We start from the raw sequence: 22,508 nt of genomic DNA on the forward strand, positions 1-22,508 counted from the left end.
AGAATAATTCATGAGCCTCTTATCACCCGGCAATCGCCGGGATTTTCTCTCCGCCGGCATGAAACTCACCGCCGCAGGCACCTTGCTCAGCGCGGGCATGAGCCGCAGCATTCAGGCGGTAGAAACCTGCCAACCGGCGCCTGCCAGCCGCGTTGATGCCACGCACTTTTTGCTGCGCAATGTGCGCCTGGAAGAAGCCTTTATCCGCAATAAAGATGTGATCACCGCCACGCAAACCGGTTTGTATGATGTCGAGGTGAGCGCTGGCAAGATTGCCGCCGTTCATCCTGCGGGCGTTAGCCTTAATCTGCCAACGTGGGACGCCGCAGGTTATCTGCTGCTGCCCGCCACGCGCGACATGCATATTCATCTCGATAAAACCTTTTACGGCGAAAGCTGGCGCGCCCCGCTGCCGCGCCATAGCGTGATTGATATGATTCATCAGGAAGAGCAGATCCTGCCCGAACTGCTGCCGACTTCTGAAATCCGTGCCGGAAAACTGATTGGCCTGCTGCAATCCAAAGGCAGCAGTTTTGCACGCAGCCATTGCAATATTGATCCGGTCAGCAAATTACACGGTCTGGAGCATCTGCAGCAGGCGATTGCCAGCCATCGCGATGATTTTCATGCCGACATTGTCGCCTTCCCACAGCACGGATTATTGCGTTCGCACGTTGAAAGCATGATGCGCGAAGCGATGAAGATGGGCGCGCACTACGTCGGCGGACTGGACCCAACCAACGTTGACGGCGCGATGGAGAAGTCACTGGATACCCTGTTCAGCATCGCGCTCGACTTCGCCGCACCGATCGATATTCATCTTCATGAAACCGAACCGCACGGTGTGGCGGCGATCCGCTACATGCTGAAAACGGTGCGCGGCAATCCTCAGCTGAAAGGCAAAGTCACCCTCAGCCACGCCTTTGCCCTGGGGACGTTACAGGGTAACGAACTGACGGCGATGATTGAGGAACTGAAAGAGCAGCAGTTTAGTATCGCCACCACCGTACCGATTGGTCGCGTAATCATGCCGCTGCCGCAGTTGCGCGCCGCAGGCGTGCCGGTGTGGTCTGGCACCGACACCATCGCCGATCACTGGCAGCCCTTTGGCAGCGGCAGCATGCTGGAGAAAGCCAACGTCTATTCGCAGCTCTATCGTGGGCCGGATGAGTATTCACTGAGCCGCGCGTTAGGTATCGCCACCAACGAGGTGTTGCCGCTGAATAGCCACGGCGAACAGCAATGGCCGAAAGCGCAGGACCACGCCACCATGATGCTGGTTAACGCCAGTTGTTCTGCGGAAGCTGTTGCGCACATCGCGCCGGTGATGGCGACGTTCTTTAACGGCAAACAGACGTTTGGCAGCTTGAGAAAGGTGTAAACTTCGACCTGGTGCGCATCAATGCGCACCCTGCAAAAGCTGTATGGCGAAAGCCAGCAATTCATAGTCAATTTAGGCATTTGCCTGCGGCCGTCCTTTTCCATAGCTTGAAATCATCAACAGGAGAGGAACCTATGACAGCATCAGCACTACCGGTCGCGATTGTCACCGGCGGCAACAGCGGCATTGGCCTGGAAACCGTGAAGTTATTGGCGGCCGATCATCAGGTTTACGCGATTGGGCGCAATCAGCAAACGTTGCAGGCTTTAGAACAGGTCACCAATGTGATTCCGCTTGCACTGGATATCACAGATTTTGCCGCCGTGGCCGCGTTTACCGCCACATTAAATCGGGTTGATGTGCTGGTGCATTCGGCGGCGATCTCGATTCTCAGCACCACCTTCTCCGCCACGCCAGAACTGTGGCAACAGCACCTGAACATTAATGTCATTGCGCCTGCAGAACTCACGCGCTTAACCTTGCCCGCCCTGCGCGCCTCACAGGGCAAAGTGGTGTTTATCAACTCCGGCTCCGGGACGCTGGCGTTAGCGGGACACGTCATTTACTCCGCCTCCAAATTTGCCCTTACCGCGCTGGCGCATGCGCTGCGTAGCGAAGAGAGCGAACATGGCGTGCGGGTCGCGACAGTCGCGCCCGGCCCAACCGATACGCCGATGAATCAAGCCTCGCGTGCCCGCGCGGGTAACCATGCGCCGATCAATCCGCAGGAGTATCTCGATGCGAGTTCGGTGGCGCGCGCCGTGCGGTTTATTGTGGATAGTCCGGAAGATACGCAGATTGCAGATATTGTTATTCGTCCACGCCGCGATAAAGCCAGGCGCTGATTCAGCAGTAAAAAATCATAACGCGAGGCTGCCATCCGGCGGCCTTTTTCTTTTTTACGTTTTTTTAGCAATATTCTCACTGCTCATTCGTCTACCTCATCACCAGCAGTTATCCGTTAATGTCATGAGGACAAAACAATGAGAGATTTTGATATGCACAGACACGGTCATCGGGAGCATTTTGGCGGTCATCGCCTGGCGAAACCGCTGCTGATGGGCGCGGTGATTATCGCCGCGCTGGGCTTGTTGGTGATGTCGCTGTGGAATGCGTTGCTGCCGGGCATCATCGGTGTGAAAAGCATCGGTTTCTGGCAGGCGCTGGGCTTGCTGGCGTTGTGCCGCATCTTGTTTGGCGGTTTGGGATTCCGTCCGGGCATGTTCGGCATGGCGCGTCGCCGCATGCACGAGCGCTGGATGCAGATGACGCCAGAACAGCGCGAAGAGTTTATGCAGCATCGCCGCAATCGCTTTGGTCATCGTGGTCATCACGATCGTTGCGACTGGCATGGTCGTCGTGATGAGCGAGGTGAAACGCGTCCGCAGCCAGAGAATAATCCGCCCAAATCCAGCGACGCCGGGTAAGCGTGATGGCGCAGGATTCACTGCCGATGTCGGCAATCACCGCCTGCCGCACTAAGCTAAATGCGTTCATTCGCGGGCGAACCGCGGTACGTGAAGATGCCGACGATATCTTGCAGGAAGTCACTTATAAGCTGATGCAGGTGGAACAGCCGGTGGAGAATGTCGCCGCCTGGCTGTTCCGGGCGGCACGCAATGAAATGACCGACCGGGCGCGGAAAAAACGTGAGCTGCCGCTCGCTGATTATTTTGGTGGTCGCGAAGAGCAGGATTTTCCGGAAGATGAGTTGGCAGAGACTTTATTTGGCGTGCCGCAGACGCCAGAAGATGAGTATCTGAAAACGCTGCTGTGGGAAGAACTGGAAGAAGCCTTAGCCGAATTACCTGACGCGCAGCGCGAGGTATTCGAGAAAACCGAACTGCTCGGCTACAGCTTTAACCAGCTGGCGCAAGAGAGCGGCAGCAGCGTGCAGACGTTATTATCGCGCAAGCACAAAGCGGTGCTATTTCTACGCACGCGCCTGCGTAACCTTTATGACGAAATAACCGGATAACCCGATTGCCTGGCAATCGGGCATCATTTACCACCACTTTTTCTCTTGCTGCGGCTGCAAAAATTGCACGCCTTGCCCGAGTTGTGGCATCGACACATTAATCTGCTGTTCCTGCGCCAGCGTCACTATTTGATTAAGCGGATCATTCCATGCATGAAACGCTAAATCGAAAGCGGCATTGTGAATCGGGAACAGCCATTTCGCGTTAAGGTCAATAAAGGCTTTGATGGTGTCTTGTGGCAGCATATGAATATCGGCCCAGCGGCGGTCATACGCACCGTTTTCCAGGAAGGCCATATCGAACGGGCCGAATTTATTACCGATCTGTTTGAAACCATCGAAATAACCGGAATCCCCGCCATAGAACAGGCGGAAATCATCGCTGATAATGCTCCATGAGCACCACAGCCGCTTATTACTGTCGAACATGCCACGGCCAGAAAAATGCTGTGATGGCGTGGCGACAAAATGAATACCGCCGATATTCTTTGATTCCCACCAATCTAGCTGAGTGATTTTTTCCGGCGCAACGCCCCAGGATATCAGTAAATCACCGACACCCAGCGGCGTCAGGAAATAGCGCACGCGATCTTTGAGCTGCAAAATGGTGTGATAATCCAGATGATCGTAATGATCATGCGAAAGAATGATCCCTTCAATGGGCGGCAAATCTTCAAGCGCAATCGGCACAGGCTGGAACCGTTTGGGACCAAACCACGTAAAGGGCGAAGCGCGCTGCGTAAATACCGGATCGGTCAGCCAATATTTGCCCTGCATTTTAAACAGCAATGAAGAGTGACCAAGACGAAATACGCTGTTATCCGCCGCCGCATCAAGTTGCTGCGCGTCGAGTTTGATTAACGGCAATGCAGATTCAGGTGCGGTGTTTTTCGGTTTATTAAAGGCAAAATCCCAGAATAGTTTGGCGAACTCAGTTAATCCTAACTGCTGGCGTGGGATCTTATTGTTAAACCTTTTGCCATCAAACTGAGCGGATTGCGGATAGCGTTTTATATTGCAGCGACAAATGCTCGAACTATTCAACATTGATCTTTTACCTCTCATCGCGGGTCCTTCAGAATAGTCACTTTTACGGCAACGCACATCGCATAATGGGCGGTTGATGACATCGCTAACGCCGAGAGTTAAAGTAACCCTTTTGCTTGATTTTATGAGGGAAAATGAAACGTTTATTTGTTTACGGTACGCTCCAGCCCGGCCATTCAAATGCGCATATTCTGGAAAACATCGGTGGCGAATGGCTGGCGGGAACGGTTTCAGGCACCTTTTATGAACGCGGCTGGGGCGCAGCAGCAGATTTCCCCGGCATTGTGTTGCAGGACAATGGCCCGCGCGTACCGGGTTATCTGTTTATGTCTGACAAGCTCGATCCACATTGGCCGATGCTCGATGAGTTTGAAGATGGCTACGATCGCGTGGAAGTTGATGTCACCACCAGCAATGGCGAGCTGATCACGGCGTGGATTTATCAGTTGCAGCCGCAACTTTAACTTCACAATGCCAGTATTTACGCCCACTTTCCTCTTCCACCCCAAATGCGGTGCAACGTCCTCAATACAATCTGTAATGATCTGCGCGCGTCCTGATTTCGGCTTCTAGAATGAATCTCAAATAGACGAGAGGAATTCATGATGATCAAAGTCTGCACCGCCTGCGGCACATCTTACGATGAGCAACAGAGTCAAATCGAACACTGTAAAATATGTGAAGATGAACGACAGTTTGTGCCGGCCAGCGGGCAAAAATGGACTTCACTGCATAGCCTGCAAGCCACACACTGCAATAAATGGCAGCAGCACGCTGCCAACGTGTTCAGTCTGCAAACCGTGCCCAGCTTTGCTATTAATCAACGCGCGTTTCTGCTGCAAACGCCGCACGGCAATATTCTGTGGGATTGCATCGCTAATTTCGATGATGCCACCAAAGCGATTATTACCGCGCTCGGCGGTATTCACGCCATCGCTATCTCACATCCGCACTATTACAGCACCATGCAGGATTGGGCAGCGGCATTCGACGCGCCGATCTATCTGCATGCTAACGATAGCCAATGGATTATGCGCGACAGCCCGCATATTCATCTTTGGCAAAATGACGAGCTGGAAATTGTGCCGGAAGTGAAACTGGTTCGTCTTGGCGGACATTTTGCTGGCGGATGCGTATTGCATTGGACGCACGATGACGGCGTGCTGTTGAGTGGCGATATCGTGCAAGTCGCGCCTGGCGCGAATGCGGTGTCATTTATGTGGAGCTATCCAAATATGCTGCCGTTACCGGCGGCGGCAGTCAGCGATATTATGCGTCGGCTGGCGGCGCTAAAATTTTCGCGCTTATACGGCGCGTTCGAGCAGCGAGAAATTGTCGCAGACGCGCAGCGGATCGTGATGCAGTCGGGCGAGAAATATATTGCCTGCTTGCAAAAGTCTCTCTCCTGAACGAATTGTAAGCAAACGCGCTGCGAATGGATGTACAGACGTCTAAACATCCATTATAGTCCGTTCCCTACGTTTAAAGGGAATCCGCGCAATGAAGAAAATTTTACTCACGACGCTGCTGGCTGCATCCGTGGCGCTGCTTAGTGGCTGCAACAAAGACGATGAAAATCAAATCAAAGTGGCCATTAATACCGGACCAGACCAGGCGCTGTGGGATACCGTGAAGCAAGTGGCGCACGACAAATATCAGCTAGATGTCGATGTGGTGGCCTTCAATGATTATGTGCAGCCGAATGAAGCGCTGTTCAACAAAGATGTCGATGCCAACGCCTTCCAGAGCCTGCCTTATCTGGAGATGCAATCCAAAGAGCGCGGCTACCACTTCGCCGTGGTCACCAACACCTTTGTGTTCCCGATTGCAGGCTACTCGCGCAAGATTAAAACGCTGAAAGCGTTGCCTGACGGCGCCACCGTGACCCTCTCCAACGAAGCCACCACGCTCGGCCGCAGCCTGCTGCTGTTGCAGGCGCAGGGCTTGATCAAAGTGAAACCGGAAGCGGGCCTGCTGCCAACCACGCTGGATATCACCGACAATCCGAAGAAGCTGAAAATTGTTGAGGTGGATACACCGCAGCTGGCGCGTACGCTGGACGATCCGCAGGTTTATCTTTCGATCATCAACAACAACTTCGCCGCGCTGGTTAATCTCTCTGCCTCGCGTGACGGCATGTTTATGGAAGGCAAAGCCTCGCCTTATGTGAATGCGATTGTGGCGCGTGAAGATAATAAAGACAGCGCCAACGTGCAGAAGCTGAAACAAGCCTTCCAGTCACAGGAAGTGCTGGATAAAGCCAACGAGATCTACAAAGGCGATATTATTAAAGGCTGGTAATTCGGCGAAAACTGCGCAGATATTAACTGCGCAGTTTCAGCTTATTTAAAATCGACCTCCATCAGCTCCGCAATAGTTGCATTACGCGTTGAAGCGACACAATGATGCAAATAGTCAGTAAACTTTGACGATGGCGGCATACCCAGCTCCAGCAATTTTTCATTGCTGAACACCACATTCAGTTTTGAAAAATGTCCATACAGATTCATGGCGCGTAATAAGATGCGTTCATTACAGGGACCAAACAGCGAAGAAAATGAGCTCCTGCTCGCTGCCAGTTCACGGTAATTCACTTTCTGATACGTTTCGGCCACCGCAACGTGTCCCGAGGCTTGTGCCATCGCCTGATCAATCTCAGCAAACGTGACGCTGCTATTTTCACCCGCTGAAATATGAATAATCGTTTTCTCCACGTTGGGAGCCGTCAATAACAACTCCAGCGCATCGGCACAGTAATCGACCGGCACCACATCAATACGGTCATTCAGCTCACACATAAATTTGCCTAACGTAAGCACCATACGAAATACCCAAAAAATGCTTGGCGACGGCGCACAGCCACAGTCCGAATGCCCCACCACAATGGATGGTCGCGCAATGACTAAGGGCAGATTAGGTAACATTTCGCTCATCATTCTTTCAACCGTCGCTTTACTCCACGTATATTCCACAACGTGTTGTTCGCGCAGCGTATTCAACTCACTTTCTACCACCAGCGAATTGGCTTCGGGCGCACACGACATAGCGGTACCGACATGCACAAAACGCTTGAGTCCTTTCACCCGCGCCATGCGACTGGCAAATGCGAAGGTGCCTTCTACATTGACTTTCCAGATCAGGGGATTCGCGCCAAACGAGGCGACAGCGGCGCAGTTAAGCACATGCGTAACCTTGGTCAAGCGCGCATCGTCAATAAACCGTTCCGGCTCAGCAAGATCGCCTATTAAGATGTTCTCGTGGGTGAGCCTGTTTAATTGACCGGCTTCAACGCCAAATTTAAGCAGGTTTTCCTTAATTCGCTCTAATCCTGCAGCTTGACTATTAGCCCGCACTAATAAAAGTAGTCGGTAATGATCACTTTTCTTGAGCAGATTAACCGCGACCGCACCGCCCAAAAATCCAGTTGCACCCGTTATGAGTACTGTATTCATATTTTTTAACCCACCGGTTCGTTACAGGAAAAACTGTGCATTTAGCTGGCTCGAATCTATGCTCGCGTGGGTAAATGATGAATAAATGCCCTGTGCTTTCCTGCGGGTAAAACCGCTCCAGTGAGCATTGGTTTATATATGTTTAAATGTGATATTTGGGCCTCAGTGCGCAGTCAAATATTCCACTACGCTCAGCGTGAAAAATGAGCGCGATATAAAAATGGTGTAAAAATATCGGCGTTACGCGTAAAAATGCTGTACGTAAATTCGCCTGCCACTGTTCGCTTCGGTCGCAAACAGGTATGTTCGCCCTCAATAGCCTCAACCCTGAGAAACCACAGGAAATCTATGAGTCAAAGTGAAAAACAGTCCTTGCCTGCTGGCATGCTGGCGGCCGCAGGGATCGTGTTTGGGGATATCGGCACCAGCCCGCTTTATACCCTTAAAGAGTGCCTCTCCATTTTGCCTAATGGCGCCGTCTCCACCACCGCAGTGATGGGATTTTTGTCGCTGATTTTCTGGGCGCTGACGCTGATCGTGACGCTGAAATACGTCTGCTTTGTGATGCGCGCCGATCATGATGGCGAAGGCGGCGTATTAACGCTGATGTCGCTGGCACGCCAGTATGTCGGGCCGAAAGCCTCGCACATCATTGTATTAGCGGGCTTGATTGGCGGCGCGTTCTTCTACGGCGATGGCGTGATTACGCCGGCGATTTCGGTACTGTCGGCGATCGAAGGTATTGAAGTGGTGTCACCTGAGCTGGATAAATATGTGGTGCCGCTGGCAGTGGCGATTCTCACGCTGCTGTTTATGATTCAAAAACACGGCACCGAGAAGGTCAGTAAGATTTTCGGCCCGGTGATGTTTGTCTGGTTTGTGTCGATTGCCCTGTTAGGCATTCGCGGCATCCTGCTTAATCCTGAAGTACTTTACGCGCTGAATCCCTCCTATGCGCTGACGTTCCTGCTTAGCCACAAAGCGCTTTCGTTTGCCGCGCTGGGCATGGTGGTGCTGGCGGTGACCGGCGCGGAGGCGCTGTACGCCGATATGGGACATCTGGGCAAAGCGCCGATTCGCATGGCCTGGCTGGTGATCGCCATGCCCGCGCTGTTGCTTAACTACTTTGGGCAGGGCGCGCTGGTCATTGCCGATGCGCAGGCCCTCAATAACCCGTTCTTTAATCTCGCGCCGGGTTGGGGACAGATCCCGCTGATTGTGCTGTCAACGCTGGCCACGGTGATCGCCGCGCAGTCGGTGATTACCGGCGTGTATACGCTGACGCATCAGGCGATCCGTCAGGGATTTCTGCCGCCGATGCGCATCATCTTCACCTCGCACACGGAGTCCGGTCAGATCTATATTCCGGTGGTGAACTGGCTGCTGTTTGTCGCGGTGACGGTGATTGTGCTGGCGTTCCGACAATCTTCGGCGCTCTCTTCGGCGTACGGCATTGTGGTGACCGGCACCATGGTGATCACCGCTTGTCTGGCGGGCGTGGTAGCGCTGCGTAACTGGAAGTGGCCGCTGCCGGTGGCGTTGGTTTTCCTGCTGTGTATGTTAAGCATTGATGTGCCGCTGTTCAGCGCTAACCTGATGAAATTGCTGTCCGGTGGTTGGGTGCCGGTGCTGCTGGCGCTGAGCATGATGGGATTGATGCTCATTTGGAGCAGCGAGCGTAATCGCCTAATCCGCAAGTTGAATAACGATCCTGAGAGCCTGCAGGCGCTGGTGCGATCGCTGGAAACCCATCCGCCCAGTCGTGTGCCGGGCACCGCAATCTTCCTCTCACGTAAAGAGCATGAGATTCCGCAGGCGCTGCTACATAACCTTAAACACAACCGCGTGCTGCATAAACGTGTAGTGCTGCTGCATATTCGCACCACCGATATCCCGCGCGTCTACAACCAGAAGCGTCTGAGCATCACTCAATTGTCGCCAACCTTCTGGCAAGTGACCGCCTCTTACGGCTGGCGCGAGACGCCATCGATGGCCGAGATCCTGCATTTGTGCGGACTGGAAGGATTGGGTTGTACCGTCAATGAAGCCTCGTTCTTCACCTCGCACGACACGCTGGTGATGAAGAAGAGAAAAGGTTTGATGCGCATTAAAGGCGGTATTTTCCACTTCTGCCAGCGCAATGCGCAGCGCGCACATGAGCAATTCAATATCCCGCCGAATCGGGTCATTGAATTGGGCGGGCAGCGCGAATTTTAATCTGCCGATGACATAAAGCGCAGGTATCGTAGCGGCGCAGTTCATTGCGCGATAAATCGCGCCGCTACTGTTCAGGCGTTATATTCAACCTCCTGTCGACTGTTAGGGTTAACACACCAAATGTAACCAGATGCAAAAATAGTCGCGTAAGGTTGAGTGAGTTGTGGCTGAATCTTTCTTAACATCTAATTAGCAATTAAAGCTAAAACGCTTAACCTGAAAAGGTGTTTATTAACTTCACCGGCAATCATCACTCGCCGTAAACATTTAGGGTGTCAGCACATTACCAACAATTGAAAGATTATTAGCTGCGGCCATTGGCTCAGTTATTATTTGCGAGGAGTATCGCCATGAAACAATTAATTAATGACGTAATATCTATTTTCACACCGCAATCTGTTAAACCGGTTTTAATTCGCGGCGATTTAACTCATCGCGAACTTTCATTGATTCATCCGGTAGGCTTTACTTCGGTGAGCTGGGCGACTTCAATGGAAGAGCTGAATGACGCCTTTGTGCAGAAAGCCGCTGCTGCCGGTGCGGTGGGTTATCACATCACCGAAGTGGAATCCCACGAACCGGCGCACGATGGTCAGCACGTCATGGCCGCTACCGCAACGTTGTATCATATCAATAGCAAAGTGGCTTATGGCTAATGCTAATACCCGTCATACTTCAAGTTGCAGGAGCGTTGGCCGCGCATGTTCACCCCAGTCACTTACTAATGTAAGCTCCTGGGATTCACATACTTGCCGCCTTCCTGCAACTCGAATTATTTAGGGTATTTATAATTTACCCTTCATCATCGGCAGGCTTTTTTCTGCAAAATAGTCAACAAGAAAATCAATAAACACTTTAATGCGCGGCGATTCAGAAGCACGCTGCGTGTAAACCGCCCAGATATTCGCTTCCTGATACCATTGCGGTAATACGTGCAGCAATTGGTTTTCGCTTAAATACGGCGCCACATCCCACACAGAACGCAACGCAATCCCGTGCGATTTTAATGCCCAATTCAGAATCACTTTTCCGCTATTCGATGAGTAATGGCTATTCAGGCGACAAACGATTTTATTTTCGCCATCGGTTAACGTCCAATGCCCAAAGGTATTATTATTTTCATTAATAATAAGACAGCTGTGATCGATTAAATCATCCAGCGTCTCCAGCGGACGTGACCGGGCTAAATAATCTGCCGTAGCACAAAGAATACGCCGATTGGCGGCTAATTTTCGCGCAATGTAGGCGTGATTCACATCATCACCCACCCGAATATCGACGTCAGTGCCTGACTGCAATAAATCAATATCGCGATCGCTGAGCATCAATTTGATGTTCAGTGACGGATGACGCGTCATAAATTCGGCAATCGCATCGGACAAATAATCCTGGCCAAAGCCAAATGAACAGGCCACAGTCAAATCGCCGGTTAATTCGCCGCGCCACTGCTGAAAGTTATTCAGGAAGGAATCCATTTCGTGCACCACGTGCAACGCACCTTCCAGCGCCTTTTCACCTTCTGGCGTCAGGCGCATCACGCGGTTGGTGCGGAAAAACAGCCGGGTTTCCAACTGCTTTTCGAGGATGGCAATCCGCTTGCTGATGTAGGATGGCGACTGGCCGAGCTCAATCGCAGCGCGGCCAAAACCTTCATAGCGCGCTACGCTGATAAAGACATACAGATCTTCGACTGACGGCCAACCCTGAAGCGGCTTCTGATAACTTTTTCCGGCAAGCAGTATTTTCATCACCATCACGGCGTTAGCGAAATTTAGCCGGTTATAACACAGAATCCAGAAAGCGCTGAAGCTGACTTAAAAACAGTTCAGGCACTTCCTCATGCGGTGAATGACCGCAAGGTAATGCGTTGCCCTGAATATTGCGCGCTTTATCCCGCCAGGTTTCCACCACGTTATATAACTGGCCAACCGTGCCCTTTTCTCCCCATAACAACAGAAGCGGCGCTTCAATGCGTTTAGCGCTGTCCTGCGCATCATCGTCTAAATCAATCGTCGCCGCGGCGCGATAATCTTCGCATACCGCGTGAATCATCTCTTTATTTTGATAACAGCGCAGGTAATCGTTGAATATGACCTCCTCGGTGGCGCCCGGCGTTTTTAATTGCCCATCAATGTGTTTACGCAGGAATAATGCCGGATCGTGGCCGATCAGGATTTCAGGTAATGGATAAGGTTGAATCAGGAAGAACCACCAGAAATAGCGCGTGGCAAAGGCTTTGTTGGTTAACGCGTACATGGTCGCGGTCGGCGCAATATCAACAAACACGCAGCAGGAGAGTTTTTCTGGATGATCGAGCGCCAGTCGATGGCCCACGCGTGCACCGCGATCGTGCCCGACAAACACCACGCGCTCTAATCCCAACGCCTCGATTAACAGGCTGATATCCTGCGCCATCACCCGTTTCGAGTAAGTGCGATGCGCCTCATCACTCGGCGGCTTGTCGCTGTCGCCGTAACCGCGCAGATCCGGCAGGATTACGCGATACTGCTGCGCCAGCTGCGGTGCAATTTTGCGCCACGCCAGATGATTTTGCGGATGTCCGTGCAGCATCAGCAGTGGCGGACCTTCGCCGCCCATCGCAACGCGCAGCGTCACGCCGTTCGCCAGACGCACATCGCTCAGCGTAAAGCCGCTGATAAAGGGTGAATCACCGCGTGGCGTAATCTCACTCATGCTGGTGCGTCCTGTTGGATTTGATCGCGCTTCAGCCACGGACGCTGAGCAAAATGCTGCGCTTCAAACTGTGTAATGTCGGATTCGTACTGCAACGTCCAGTCCACCGCGCTGCCGCCGCCCAATAACATCTCGCGTTTTAAGGCACTGATCGAAAAGGCAATGCGTTGATTATTAAAGAGGATTGCCTGTTGTTCCAGCGACACGGTAATGCGATTACTGGCGGCATTGTTCGCAACCTCGCTTAGGCGCTGATAATCCTCTTCGCTTAACGTCAGCGTCAAAACGCCATTGCGCTGGCAGTTATCGTCGAAGATGCCGGCAAAACTGGTGCCGATAATGGCGCGGATGCCGAGCTGATTAAGTCCCCAAACTGCATGTTCGCGGCTGGATCCACAGCCGAAATTGGCGCCCACCAGTAAGAAGGTGGCGTTTTCCCAACCGGCTTGATTCAGAATGAAAGCGGGATTTGGGCGGCCGTCGGGCAGGAAGCGCAGGTCGAAGAACACACCGCGATCCAAATTCTTACGATCGATGCCTTTGAGAAACTGCTTTGGCATGATCACATCGGTATCAATATTGGCCGCCGGTAATGGCGCCAGCGTGCCCGTCATGTTGTTAAATGCTTCCATCTTAAACCTCTGCAGTCATGAATTTGCGGACATCAACCAGATGGCCGGCAATCGCGGCGGCGGCGACCATCGCCGGGCTCATTAAGTGCGTGCGCGCACCCGCGCCCTGGCGGCCAGGGAAATTGCGATTGGTGCCGGACGCACAGCGATCGCCGGGCGCTAACACATCTTCGTTCATCGCCAGGCACATTGAGCAGCCCGATTGACGCCATTCAAAACCGGCGTTGACGAAAATCGCGGCTAACCCTTCCGCTTCTGCTTGCTGACGCACCTGCGTCGATCCCGGCACGATAATGCCACGCACGTGCGGGGCGATTTTGTGTCCGTCGATAATCGCGGCGGCAGCGCGCAGATCTTCAATGCGCCCGTTGGTGCAGGAACCAATAAAGGCATGCGTGATGGCGATCTCCGCCAACGGCGTGCCGGGTTCCAGCCCCATATATTGCAGCGCGCTCCGCAGCGTCTGCTGTTTCACCGCATCTGTTTCCTGCGCCGGGTCGGGCACGTGGCCGGTAATGGCACTGGCTTGATCCGGGCTGATTCCCCATGTCACTTTGGGTTCAAGATCGCTGCAGTTGATGGCGATGCGGCTATCGAAACGCGCGTCCACATCGCTGCGTAAATCGCGCCACTCCGCAACGGCCTGCTGCCACAACTCGCCGGTCGGCATTTGCGGTTTGCCGGCGATATAGGCAAACACTTTTTCATCCGGTGCGATTATCGCACCGCGTGCACCGGCTTCCACTGCCATGTTGCACAGTGTCATGCGCCCTTCCATGCTCAGCGCTTCGATGGCAACACCGGCAAATTCAATGGCAAATCCGGTCGCGCCTGATGCGCCAATCTGCTCGATCAGCGCCATGATGATGTCCTTCGCCGAACACCCAAACGGCAGCTCACCGCTTACCGTCACCAGCATGGTTTTAAGGGTGCGATAAATCAGGGTTTGCGTCGCCAGCAGGTGCTCGATTTCCGAGGTGCCGATGCCGAAACCGAGCGCGCCAAACGCGCCGTAAGTGGTGGTATGGCTGTCGCCTGCGGCAATCACCATACCGGGCATTACCAGGCCTTGCTCGTGTGCGACGACGTGTTCGATGCCTTGTCGCGGGTCAAGCACATCGAACAGTTCGATGCCAAAATGCGCGGCGTTCTGGCGGAAGTAATCGACTTGTAACTGTCCGCCCGCGTCGGTCATCGCCTCATCACGCTCGGGGCGCGTTGGGTTAACGTGATCGACATTCAGCAAAATGGTGCCCGGATTGCGCACAAGACGCTGGTGATCGCGCAGGCCGCTAAACGCCTGCGGGCTGGTGTATTCATTGAGAATCGAGCGATCAATATAGAGCAGCACATGCCCTTCATCATCTAACTTACGAACCAAATGCTGATCGATCAGTTTTTCATACAGTGTTTTGTTAGCCATGCCGTTGCCCACGCGAAAAGTAAAACAAGTCATTAGAGACGTTAGGGTAAATCAGTTTGTGCGCGAGGAACGAACACGCTTCGTGAAGTGATGTTTTATGAAATGTGCAGTAGCTAAGTTGGTCGCCATGAACAGCAAAAACTTCGCGCACGCTTTGTAGCGGCGCAATTGATTGCGCGATGAATCGCGCCGCTACGCAATGTGCGTAAAATAGCAGGAGTTTTATTTGACCTAAGTCGCGTCTACCGATATAAAGAATAACCGCGCAGCTTAAGCGGTTTATCTCCGATTAATTCCCCCTTCTGCTTATATTTCACGCTATTTTATTTTTTTAAGTTAATTAATTAACACCAATACTTTATTAACTAAAAACAAGTTAATCATTCCGTAACAATCTCTTAATGTGCAAACCGAATTTTTAACGTTCACCTGCATTGCATAATAAGTAGGACTGGAATGACTCACACCAAAAAGATCGTGTCTGCCCTATCGCTGGCAGCGCTGCTTGTCTCTTCAGCGGTTCGCGCTGAAGACGCACCAGAAAAAACTGACGTTCTGCTGATTGGCGGCGGCATCATGAGCGCCTCGCTCGGCACCTGGCTGCAAGAGCTGCAACCGGGCTGGAAACAGCTGATGGTTGAGAAGCTGGACGGCGTCGCGCTGGAATCGTCCAACGGCTGGAACAATGCCGGTACGGGTCACTCTGCTAACATGGAGCTGAACTACACGCCTGAGCGTGCAGACGGTTCAATCGACGTTAGCAAAGCGCTGGAAATTAACGAATCCTTCATGATTTCGCGCCAGTTCTGGACGTCGCAGGTGCAGCGCGGTGTGTTGCACGATCCGCACTCCTTCATTAACTCGACGCCGCACATGAGCTTCGTCTGGGGCGACAAAAACGTCGAGTACCTGACGAAGCGTTACGATGCGCTGCAGAAAACCACCCTGTTCCAGGGCATGAAATTCTCTACCGATCATCAGCAGATCCAGCAATGGGCGCCGCTGGTGATGGAAGGTCGTGACCCGAACCAGAAAGTTGCGGCAACCTGGACGCCAGTCGGTACCGATGTTAACTACGGTGAAATCACCCGTCAGCTGATCGGTAGCCTGAAGAAAGATCAGAACTTCAAACTGGAAACCTTGTCAGAAGTCACTGATTTCAAGCGTAACAGTGATAACTCATGGCACGTCACCATCAAAGATGTGAAGAGCGGCGATAAGCGTTCAGTTGATGCGAAATACGTGTTCATCGGTGCTGGCGGCGGCGCGATTAAGCTGCTGCAGAAAACCGGCATTCCGGAAGCAGATAACTACGGCGGCTTCCCGGTCGGCGGTTCGTTCCTGATGACCGAGAACCCAGAGATCGCTAATCGTCACCTGGAAAAAGTGTACGGTCAGGCTTCTGTGGGTGCGCCACCGATGTCGGTTCCACACATCGATTCACGTACCCTCGACGGTAAGAAAGTGGTGCTGTTTGGTCCTTTCGCTACCTTCTCCACCAAGTACCTGAAAAACGGTTCGCTGTTCGATCTGCTGAGCGCGACCACCACCAGCAACATCATGCCGATGACGCATGTGGGCATCGACAACTTCGACCTGGTGAAATACCTGATTGGTCAGGTGATGCTGAATGACGACGACCGTTTTGCTGCGCTGAAAGAGTACTATCCAAACGCGCGTAAAGAGGACTGGAAACTGATTCAGGCGGGTCAACGTGTGCAGATCATCAAGAAAGATGCCGAAAAAGGTGGCTTGCTGAAACTGGGTACCGAAATCGTGACCGATCAGCAGAAAACCCTGGCGGCACTATTGGGCGCGTCACCGGGCGCATCGACTGCTGCACCCATTACGCTCGACGTGATGAAGAAGCTGTTCCCAGAGCAGTTCGCTTCGCCAGAGTGGCAGCAGAAGATCCGCGCTATCGTGCCAAGCTTCGGTCAGAAGCTTAACGGCAACACCGCGCTGACGCAGCAAGTTTGGGACAACACCGCAGCGACGCTGCTGTTGACCAAGCCGCCGGTCATCAACATGGGTGATCAGACGGTTGCGCCAACGCAGGCTAAGCCGCGTACTGAATCAGGCAAACAGGATATGGCGCTGTAATTCCCGCCAGAAGTGAATCAAGCCGGACAATGTCCGGCTTTTTTATTGTCTTTTGTAGGGGCCGAATTTATGGCGATCTCACGGAGATTTTTACGACTTTTTATAATCGGTGTAGGCGTTTTGTAAAACCACATGGTCGGCAATATATTTGGCATCGTGCCATACGCCATAAATAAATGATGATGCGCGATTCACCAGATTGGGCAAGCCAAGGAAGTAAATACCCCGTTCGGCGGAAATACCGCGTTTATGGAATGGCGCACCATTAGCATCAAAGGCATCCACTTTCAGCCAACTAAAATCAAATTTAAAACCGGTGGCCCAGATAATGCTGGTAATACCTGCGGCCTGTAGATCCAGTTCTGATAATGGATTAATTAAACATTCTGGATCTGGCAATAATTCCCATGCTTGCGGCTCGGGCGGTAAGTCCAGGCCATTACGTTCAATATAGGCATCGGCATCACGCAGTACGTTGAAATACGCTTTGTCGCCTTCAGCAATATTGTCCATTATACCCTCAGCAAAGCTCAGCACGCCGTTATCCCAGGTTTTGGTGATCCCCACCAACGTAATGCCCATGTGCGCCAGTCGGCGAAAATCGACCGTTTTGCCACCTTCATAACCACTCACGGCAAAAGCAACGTGCTGTTTCTTCGGCTTGATTTTGACTTCATCCCATAAGCCCAGCGCGCCCAGCCACCAGCAATAATCGCGGTCACGATAGGAACGTGGCGGACGGTAATGTTCGCCGATGGAGAGCGTCACTTCACGGCCAGATTTACGCAACTCTTCCGCAATTTGTGAGCCTGAAGCACCAGCGCCCACCACCAGCACGCCGCCCTGCGGCAGCTGCTGCGGATTTTTATACGCCGATGAATGGATTTGATGCAGCGCAGCGCTTTCCGGCACGATCTGTGGAAAAGCGGGTTTCTGGAAAGGACCGGTAGCCGCCACCACATTGTCAGCTTCAAATTCACCGGCCGACGTCAGTATCTTAAAACCGCTACGTTCTGGTAGACGCTCAACCGAATGGACTTCCACGCCGGTGCGCACCGGCGCATCGAGCATTTTTACGTAGTCTTCGAAATATTGCGCCATCCGCTCTTTCGGTGGGAACGCTTCCTGGGAAATATTATCGAATTTCATTGAAGGAAAACGATCGTGCCAGGCTGGGCCATTGGCCACCAATGAATCCCAACGTTCTGAACGCCAGCGTTCAGCAATACGGCTACGCTCTAACACCACATGTGGCACGCCCATTAACGACAGATGTTCACTCATCGCAATACCTGCCTGACCCGCTCCGACCACCACGGTATTAATTTTTTCTACTGACATGTGAGATCCCTAAAGATGATCGACCCCGATCTTTTCATGGAAAAGAGTAATCAGGTGCCGGATGACTACTATTCAGATTAATAAATGCTGTGCTATTCAATAAGCACAGCATTCCATGCGAATACATTAATGCCCTGCTTCGACGTTCAATATTCTCCCCAAGCCTAAAAACTTATTCGCGATAATTAACATCGTCGCAGTTACGGCAATATAAATAACCGACAGTGCAGCCAGCGTTGGGTCGGCAAATTCACGCACATAGTTGTACATTGCCACCGGCAAGGTCTGCGTCGCTTGCGTGGTAATAAACAGCGAAGCGGTAAATTCGTTGAAGGAGAGGATTGCGGCAAATAACCAACCGCCAAACAAGCCCGGCAAAATCAACGGCACGGTTATGGTCCAGACCACGCGCAACGGCGAAGCGCCGAGGCTTGCAGCCGCCATTTCAATACGTTGCTCAAGGTTTTTCAGCGACACATACACGCTGCGCAGCACAAACGGCAGTACCAGCACGACATGGCAGAAGATCACCAGTGAATAACCGCGTCCAATGCCCAACTGCGAGACCAGCATCAGTAAGCCGAGGCCAATGGTGAAGTGCGGAATAAACAACGGTGACAACAGCACGCCTTCCAGTACCTGTTTACAGGGGAAAGTGTAACGTTCAATGGCAATCGCCAGCGTGGCGCCAATAATTACCCCCAGCGTTGAGGCCCACGCCGTCACAATCAAACCTGAATAGAAGCCGTGGCGGAAGTCATCGTAGTTCACAGCACGCTCAAACCAACGCAGCGACCAGCCTTTCGGTGGGAAGAACAGCACCGAGGTGCTGCTGAAGGAAGAGATCAACACCACAATGGTTGGCAGCAACACGAACAACAAAATCGCAATCACCAGCGAGCGTCCCGCCAGGGTAATCAATTTGTCGTTGAGGGATCGGGTCATTTCAGTGGTCTCCCATCGCATGGAGGAAGCGGCTCATACGTTTCAGCGCCATCAACAGCAGAATGGTCAAAATCAAACCGGCAATGCTGAGCGCAGCGGCAAACGGAAAATTCATTGAAGAGAAGCCCAGTTGATACACCATGGTAGCCACGGTGCTGACGCGTCCACCACCTATCAGCTGCGGCGTAGCGAAGGCGCTGAACGTCCAGGCAAACGCGGTGGTCAGGCTGGAAACGATACCGGGAATCGACAACGGAATGGTCACCGTCATCAAGGTGCGAATCGGCCCTGCCCCCAGACTGGTGGCGGCTTTCTCATAATCAGGATTAATGTGCGACAGCGCAGTCGCCAGCATCATCACCATGATTGGCATGGTCACATGCACCAGCGCGACTACCACGCCGGTTTGGGTAAACATAAACTGGATCGGCTTGTTTATCAGACCCACCGCCAGCAGCAAGCTATTGAGGAAGCCGCTATTACCCAGCACGATGATCCAAGAATATGTCCGTACCACTTCGCCGAGAAACAGCGGCGTAATGGCGATAATCAAGATGGTGGATTTGATCCAAGTGGTGCGCGTTCTCACCAGCGCATACGCCAGCGGATAACTCATCAGCAGCCCAAAAATCGCCGTTTTCGCACTGAGCATCACCGTGTTGATAAACGCATCGGCATAGATTTTCTTGAATAGACCGTTAAAGTTCGCCAGCGTGAATCCGCCTACATCTAGCGATCCTGGAATATAGGCCCGCACGCTAAACTGCATCACGGCAAACATGGCCACCACCAGCCCAAGCGCCGTGAACGTAGCGGGGATAATGAACCAGGGTAAGAATGTCGGTTTTTTCGTCATAGACGTTGCTGCCTGAATAAAGTGTTGCAACTCACCGGGCGGCCAATCGGCCGCCGCTATTTATCAATGTGACATGATGTTTTCAGAGAACCACTGACGCCACTCGGCGGTTTTCTCCGCGCGCAGTTGCGGATCGGTGTTGATGGTGGCATTCCACTGCTCAGGCGTGGTCAGCATGCCAGGCAGCTTCGCCAGTTCTGGATCGATATGCGCATTGGTCACCGTTGGGCTGCCGCGATAAATTTTCGCCACTTCCTGCTGGATTTCCGGTTTCAGCGCGATATTTATGAACTTGTAGGCCAGTTCCGCATGTTTGCTGCCTTTATTGATACCGACGGTATCGACGCCCAAAATCGCGCCCTCTTTTGGCACTGCCAGCTTAATGTTGACGCCTTCTGCAATCATGCTGTAGGCGTTCATCGACAGCATCACCTGTACCGGCGTTTCACCCGTGGAGATCAGCTGCTGGCTGTTGGCATCATCGGTATAGAAGGATTTGATGTTCGGGATCAGCGCTTTCAGCCTGGACTGGCCTTGTTCCCAATGCGCTGCATCCGAGCCAGAAAGTTTGGCGGACACCGCGATGATATGGCTCGGATCCCAATCTGGCAGCGCAATCGAGCTCTTCAGCTCCGGACGCCACAGATCGTTCCAGCTGGTAAATTCTTCACCCTTCGGCACTAAATCTGGACGGTAACCGATGGTGTAAACGTAGCCCCACACGCCAAGGTGATACGGGCTGACTTTGGCCTGCTGTACCAGATTCACCGCGTTAGGGATTTTGCTCATGTCGAGCTTTTCAAACAGGCCGCTGTTGGCATACAGATAACCGACATGCGCGGTGGTAAAGGTGACGTCAGTTTCCGGCGAACCACCCGCCAGCTTGGCTTTGTTCAAACGATCGATGGTGCCGCCGGTGACGAACTGCACTTCTACGCCGGTTTCTTTGGTGAACTCCTTGGCGATAGTTTGATCAATCAGATCCTTAAAGCTGCCACCCCAGGTGCTGACAATCAGCTTATCTGCGGCCACTGCATTCCCTGCGCTCAATACACACGTGGTCAATAACGTTAAGGCACCCATCTTACGCAACATATTCTTGTCCCCAATGAATGAAATGGCTGTTGTCGCTGCTTTGCACCACCGTCTGGTCCATCGCGTCGCAATGCTCTAAAACAGTGCGAAGGCGGCTCTCGGGTGTTGAAGCGATAATGCCGTTGCGGTGAGATTGGGTAAAACAGCATTTCCCTCGCTGTTGCATCAGGATTTCTGAGGCTAAAAAAGTGGCCTGCTTAACAAGGATTTTCTGAAGCAGGAGTGAGGCAGACGCGAATGGTCGCTGGCGCAAGGACAGGTGATTATGCTGTGAGTCGGAATTTGGCATGAGAAATGCTTGAATTGAATCGACCTTATTAGAATGACTGACGCGACATGAGCGTGTCAGCGATCTCAGGAGAACCTGCATGCTCAGTCGCATCACCCAGCGTCAGCTGGAATATTTTGTCGCTTCCGGTGAAGCGGGCAGCATTATTGGCGCCTCGGAGCGTATTCACGTCTCCTCTCCGTCAATTTCCGCCGCCATCACCCACATTGAGTCTGAGCTTGGCGTGCAGCTGTTTGTGCGTCACCATGCCCAGGGCGTTTCACTCACCGCTATCGGCCATCAGGTATTAAAAGAGGCCAAACTGATCCTCGAACAGATGTCGAACCTTTACACCATTGCATCGGAATCAATGAACAACGTACGCGGCCCGCTGCGTGTTGGTTGCCTCGATACGTTAGCGCCAATGTTGACGCCGGAATTGGTGTTTGGCTTTGGCCGCGCCTTTCCCGGCGTGCGTATCTCGCTGGTGGAAGGTAATCATGAGTTGCTGTTAAAACAGCTGCGCTCAGCGGATATCGATATCGCCCTCACCTATGATTTGGTTCCCGCCAGCGATGTGACTTTCCAGTCGCTGGCGCAACTGCCGCCCTACGTGATGGTGGGCGAGCATCATCCGTTCGCCACACAGTCCGCGGTTTCGATGCAGGATCTGGCTGCTGCGCCGATGGTGCTGCTGGATATGCCGTGGAGTCGTGAATATTTTCTTGGCTTGTTCAGCGAAGCCGGGGTGACGCCGAATGTGGTGATGCGATCCAGCAGTATGGAAACGGTGCGCGCGATGGTGGCCAACGGAGTCGGCTTTGGTATCGCTAACGTACGACCTAAAGCGCATTTGTCGCAGGATGGTAAACGCTTGATTCGCGTGCGGTTGGCGGGGGTTAACAAGGCGATGCAGTTGGGTTATGCCACTATGGCGCAGGTACAGCAATCCAGGGTGGTAAGCGCTTTTGCCGAGCGTTGCCGCATGTTTATTTCCGACCAATATATTCCCGGCATGGCGGCACCGAGTTATTTCGATCCGCAAGTGGTGCGAGTGGCGTGAGATCCCTGGTCGC

22 protein-coding genes are annotated in these 22,508 nt (G+C 52.7%); 11 read left to right on the forward strand and 11 right to left on the reverse strand.

Annotation, left to right across the window (positions count from 1 at the left end; all coding sequences use genetic code 11):
* Window positions 1-10 precede the first annotated feature (10 nt).
* The 4 genes from AAF463_RS21670 to AAF463_RS21685 all read left to right on the forward strand — a co-directional run bounded on the left by AAF463_RS21670 (window position 11) and on the right by AAF463_RS21685 (window position 3,359).
* Complete coding sequence (locus AAF463_RS21670; protein ID WP_350262045.1) at window positions 11-1,381, forward strand: amidohydrolase; 1,371 nt, start codon at window positions 11-13, stop codon at window positions 1,379-1,381.
* Between the two features lie 134 nt (window positions 1,382-1,515).
* The gene (locus AAF463_RS21675) at window positions 1,516-2,226 is read left to right on the forward strand and encodes an SDR family oxidoreductase (protein WP_101761530.1); all 711 of its coding nucleotides are present in this window, start codon (window positions 1,516-1,518) and stop codon (window positions 2,224-2,226) included.
* A 138-nt stretch (window positions 2,227-2,364) separates the two neighbouring features.
* Window positions 2,365-2,808 carry a hypothetical protein gene (locus AAF463_RS21680; protein ID WP_350262046.1) on the forward strand — a complete coding sequence of 148 codons (444 nt, stop codon included), beginning with the start codon at window positions 2,365-2,367 and terminating at the stop codon, window positions 2,806-2,808.
* Window positions 2,809-2,813: 5 nt separating this feature from the next.
* Complete coding sequence (locus AAF463_RS21685) at window positions 2,814-3,359, forward strand: RNA polymerase sigma factor (protein WP_350262047.1); 546 nt, start codon at window positions 2,814-2,816, stop codon at window positions 3,357-3,359.
* Between the two features lie 27 nt (window positions 3,360-3,386).
* Here the strand turns inward: AAF463_RS21685 and AAF463_RS21690 are convergent, their stop codons facing one another.
* Window positions 3,387-4,406, reverse strand: coding sequence for an MBL fold metallo-hydrolase (locus tag AAF463_RS21690; RefSeq protein ID WP_350262048.1), 1,020 nt, complete (start codon window positions 4,404-4,406; stop codon window positions 3,387-3,389).
* Window positions 4,407-4,540: 134 nt separating this feature from the next.
* Between AAF463_RS21690 and AAF463_RS21695 the strand changes: the two genes are divergently transcribed.
* The 3 genes from AAF463_RS21695 (at window position 4,541) to AAF463_RS21705 (ending at window position 6,707) form a co-directional block, all read left to right on the forward strand.
* Complete coding sequence (locus AAF463_RS21695; protein ID WP_350262049.1) at window positions 4,541-4,870, forward strand: gamma-glutamylcyclotransferase family protein; 330 nt, start codon at window positions 4,541-4,543, stop codon at window positions 4,868-4,870.
* A 141-nt stretch (window positions 4,871-5,011) separates the two neighbouring features.
* Window positions 5,012-5,815 carry an MBL fold metallo-hydrolase gene (locus AAF463_RS21700; protein ID WP_350262452.1) on the forward strand — a complete coding sequence of 268 codons (804 nt, stop codon included), beginning with the start codon at window positions 5,012-5,014 and terminating at the stop codon, window positions 5,813-5,815.
* 91 nt (window positions 5,816-5,906) lie between these two features.
* Entirely contained in the window at window positions 5,907-6,707 is an 801-nt protein-coding gene (locus tag AAF463_RS21705) for a MetQ/NlpA family lipoprotein (protein WP_110866857.1), read from the forward strand.
* 41 nt (window positions 6,708-6,748) lie between these two features.
* Here AAF463_RS21705 and AAF463_RS21710 read toward each other — a convergent pair whose 3' ends face one another.
* The gene (locus AAF463_RS21710; protein WP_350262050.1) at window positions 6,749-7,858 is read right to left on the reverse strand and encodes an SDR family oxidoreductase; all 1,110 of its coding nucleotides are present in this window, start codon (window positions 7,856-7,858) and stop codon (window positions 6,749-6,751) included.
* A 348-nt stretch (window positions 7,859-8,206) separates the two neighbouring features.
* On the opposite strand from AAF463_RS21710, the gene kup reads away from it, so the two are divergent.
* On the forward strand, window positions 8,207-10,075 hold the full coding sequence (gene kup, locus AAF463_RS21715) for a low affinity potassium transporter Kup (RefSeq protein WP_350262051.1): 1,869 nt from the start codon (window positions 8,207-8,209) through the stop codon (window positions 10,073-10,075).
* A gap of 350 nt (window positions 10,076-10,425) precedes the next feature.
* Window positions 10,426-10,731, forward strand: a complete 306-nt coding sequence (locus AAF463_RS21720; protein WP_350262052.1) for a DUF1471 domain-containing protein — start codon at window positions 10,426-10,428, stop codon at window positions 10,729-10,731.
* Between the two features lie 129 nt (window positions 10,732-10,860).
* On the opposite strand, the gene AAF463_RS21725 is transcribed toward AAF463_RS21720, so the two are convergent.
* From AAF463_RS21725 to leuC, 4 genes are read right to left on the reverse strand one after another with little or no spacing between them, the layout of a single operon-like run.
* Window positions 10,861-11,823: a LysR substrate-binding domain-containing protein gene (locus AAF463_RS21725; protein ID WP_350262053.1), complete on the reverse strand. Its 963-nt coding sequence runs from the start codon at window positions 11,821-11,823 to the stop codon at window positions 10,861-10,863.
* Window positions 11,824-11,854: 31 nt separating this feature from the next.
* Complete coding sequence (locus AAF463_RS21730) at window positions 11,855-12,769, reverse strand: alpha/beta hydrolase (RefSeq protein ID WP_350262054.1); 915 nt, start codon at window positions 12,767-12,769, stop codon at window positions 11,855-11,857.
* Window positions 12,766-13,401 carry a 3-isopropylmalate dehydratase small subunit gene (gene leuD / locus AAF463_RS21735; RefSeq protein WP_350262055.1) on the reverse strand — a complete coding sequence of 212 codons (636 nt, stop codon included), beginning with the start codon at window positions 13,399-13,401 and terminating at the stop codon, window positions 12,766-12,768. Before leuD ends, AAF463_RS21730 begins: the two co-directional genes overlap by 4 nt.
* A 1-nt stretch (window position 13,402) precedes the next feature.
* Window positions 13,403-14,824 carry a 3-isopropylmalate dehydratase large subunit gene (gene leuC / locus AAF463_RS21740; RefSeq protein WP_350262056.1) on the reverse strand — a complete coding sequence of 474 codons (1,422 nt, stop codon included), beginning with the start codon at window positions 14,822-14,824 and terminating at the stop codon, window positions 13,403-13,405.
* Between the two features lie 456 nt (window positions 14,825-15,280).
* Here leuC and mqo point away from each other — a divergent pair, with 456 nt between their 5' ends.
* Window positions 15,281-16,927, forward strand: a complete 1,647-nt coding sequence (gene mqo / locus AAF463_RS21745; protein ID WP_101761541.1) for a malate dehydrogenase (quinone) — start codon at window positions 15,281-15,283, stop codon at window positions 16,925-16,927.
* Window positions 16,928-17,017: 90 nt separating this feature from the next.
* On the opposite strand, the gene AAF463_RS21750 is transcribed toward mqo, so the two are convergent.
* The 5 genes from AAF463_RS21750 to AAF463_RS21770 all read right to left on the reverse strand — a co-directional run bounded on the left by AAF463_RS21750 (window position 17,018) and on the right by AAF463_RS21770 (window position 21,453).
* Window positions 17,018-18,268, reverse strand: coding sequence for an NAD(P)/FAD-dependent oxidoreductase (locus tag AAF463_RS21750; protein WP_350262057.1), 1,251 nt, complete (start codon window positions 18,266-18,268; stop codon window positions 17,018-17,020).
* A 126-nt stretch (window positions 18,269-18,394) separates the two neighbouring features.
* Complete coding sequence (locus AAF463_RS21755; RefSeq protein WP_350262058.1) at window positions 18,395-19,213, reverse strand: ABC transporter permease; 819 nt, start codon at window positions 19,211-19,213, stop codon at window positions 18,395-18,397.
* Between the two features lies 1 nt (window position 19,214).
* Window positions 19,215-20,069 (reverse strand): ABC transporter permease, encoded by an 855-nt coding sequence (locus AAF463_RS21760; RefSeq protein ID WP_350262059.1) that lies wholly within the window; start codon window positions 20,067-20,069, stop codon window positions 19,215-19,217.
* Window positions 20,070-20,132: 63 nt separating this feature from the next.
* The gene (locus tag AAF463_RS21765; protein ID WP_192413067.1) at window positions 20,133-21,164 is read right to left on the reverse strand and encodes a polyamine ABC transporter substrate-binding protein; all 1,032 of its coding nucleotides are present in this window, start codon (window positions 21,162-21,164) and stop codon (window positions 20,133-20,135) included.
* Window positions 21,154-21,453, reverse strand: a complete 300-nt coding sequence (locus AAF463_RS21770; protein WP_350262060.1) for a hypothetical protein — start codon at window positions 21,451-21,453, stop codon at window positions 21,154-21,156. The genes AAF463_RS21765 and AAF463_RS21770 overlap by 11 nt, the downstream gene beginning before the upstream one ends.
* 79 nt (window positions 21,454-21,532) lie before the next feature.
* Here AAF463_RS21770 and AAF463_RS21775 point away from each other — a divergent pair, with 79 nt between their 5' ends.
* Window positions 21,533-22,495 carry a LysR substrate-binding domain-containing protein gene (locus AAF463_RS21775; RefSeq protein WP_101761546.1) on the forward strand — a complete coding sequence of 321 codons (963 nt, stop codon included), beginning with the start codon at window positions 21,533-21,535 and terminating at the stop codon, window positions 22,493-22,495.
* Window positions 22,496-22,508: the final 13 nt, after the last annotated feature.

This window comes from Pantoea sp. BJ2 (genome assembly GCF_040255075.1).
Lineage (GTDB): Bacteria > Pseudomonadota > Gammaproteobacteria > Enterobacterales > Enterobacteriaceae > Pantoea > Pantoea leporis.

Excerpts from the sequence above, each read along its gene's own strand:
- AAF463_RS21670 (WP_350262045.1), top strand. The coding sequence starts at position 11 with ATGAGCCTCTTATCACCCGGCAATCGCCGGGATTTTCTCTCCGCCGGC.
- AAF463_RS21675 (WP_101761530.1), top strand. The coding sequence starts at position 1,516 with ATGACAGCATCAGCACTACCGGTCGCGATTGTCACCGGCGGCAACAGC.
- AAF463_RS21680 (WP_350262046.1), top strand. The coding sequence starts at position 2,365 with ATGAGAGATTTTGATATGCACAGACACGGTCATCGGGAGCATTTTGGC.
- AAF463_RS21685 (WP_350262047.1), top strand. The coding sequence starts at position 2,814 with ATGGCGCAGGATTCACTGCCGATGTCGGCAATCACCGCCTGCCGCACT.
- AAF463_RS21690 (WP_350262048.1), bottom strand. The coding sequence starts at position 4,406 with ATGTTGAATAGTTCGAGCATTTGTCGCTGCAATATAAAACGCTATCCG.
- AAF463_RS21695 (WP_350262049.1), top strand. The coding sequence starts at position 4,541 with ATGAAACGTTTATTTGTTTACGGTACGCTCCAGCCCGGCCATTCAAAT.
- AAF463_RS21700 (WP_350262452.1), top strand. The coding sequence starts at position 5,012 with ATGATCAAAGTCTGCACCGCCTGCGGCACATCTTACGATGAGCAACAG.
- AAF463_RS21705 (WP_110866857.1), top strand. The coding sequence starts at position 5,907 with ATGAAGAAAATTTTACTCACGACGCTGCTGGCTGCATCCGTGGCGCTG.
- AAF463_RS21710 (WP_350262050.1), bottom strand. The coding sequence starts at position 7,858 with ATGAATACAGTACTCATAACGGGTGCAACTGGATTTTTGGGCGGTGCG.
- kup (WP_350262051.1), top strand. The coding sequence starts at position 8,207 with ATGAGTCAAAGTGAAAAACAGTCCTTGCCTGCTGGCATGCTGGCGGCC.
- AAF463_RS21720 (WP_350262052.1), top strand. The coding sequence starts at position 10,426 with ATGAAACAATTAATTAATGACGTAATATCTATTTTCACACCGCAATCT.
- AAF463_RS21725 (WP_350262053.1), bottom strand. The coding sequence starts at position 11,823 with ATGAAAATACTGCTTGCCGGAAAAAGTTATCAGAAGCCGCTTCAGGGT.
- AAF463_RS21730 (WP_350262054.1), bottom strand. The coding sequence starts at position 12,769 with ATGAGTGAGATTACGCCACGCGGTGATTCACCCTTTATCAGCGGCTTT.
- leuD (WP_350262055.1), bottom strand. The coding sequence starts at position 13,401 with ATGGAAGCATTTAACAACATGACGGGCACGCTGGCGCCATTACCGGCG.
- leuC (WP_350262056.1), bottom strand. The coding sequence starts at position 14,824 with ATGGCTAACAAAACACTGTATGAAAAACTGATCGATCAGCATTTGGTT.
- mqo (WP_101761541.1), top strand. The coding sequence starts at position 15,281 with ATGACTCACACCAAAAAGATCGTGTCTGCCCTATCGCTGGCAGCGCTG.
- AAF463_RS21750 (WP_350262057.1), bottom strand. The coding sequence starts at position 18,268 with ATGTCAGTAGAAAAAATTAATACCGTGGTGGTCGGAGCGGGTCAGGCA.
- AAF463_RS21755 (WP_350262058.1), bottom strand. The coding sequence starts at position 19,213 with ATGACCCGATCCCTCAACGACAAATTGATTACCCTGGCGGGACGCTCG.
- AAF463_RS21760 (WP_350262059.1), bottom strand. The coding sequence starts at position 20,069 with ATGACGAAAAAACCGACATTCTTACCCTGGTTCATTATCCCCGCTACG.
- AAF463_RS21765 (WP_192413067.1), bottom strand. The coding sequence starts at position 21,164 with ATGTTGCGTAAGATGGGTGCCTTAACGTTATTGACCACGTGTGTATTG.
- AAF463_RS21770 (WP_350262060.1), bottom strand. The coding sequence starts at position 21,453 with ATGCCAAATTCCGACTCACAGCATAATCACCTGTCCTTGCGCCAGCGA.
- AAF463_RS21775 (WP_101761546.1), top strand. The coding sequence starts at position 21,533 with ATGCTCAGTCGCATCACCCAGCGTCAGCTGGAATATTTTGTCGCTTCC.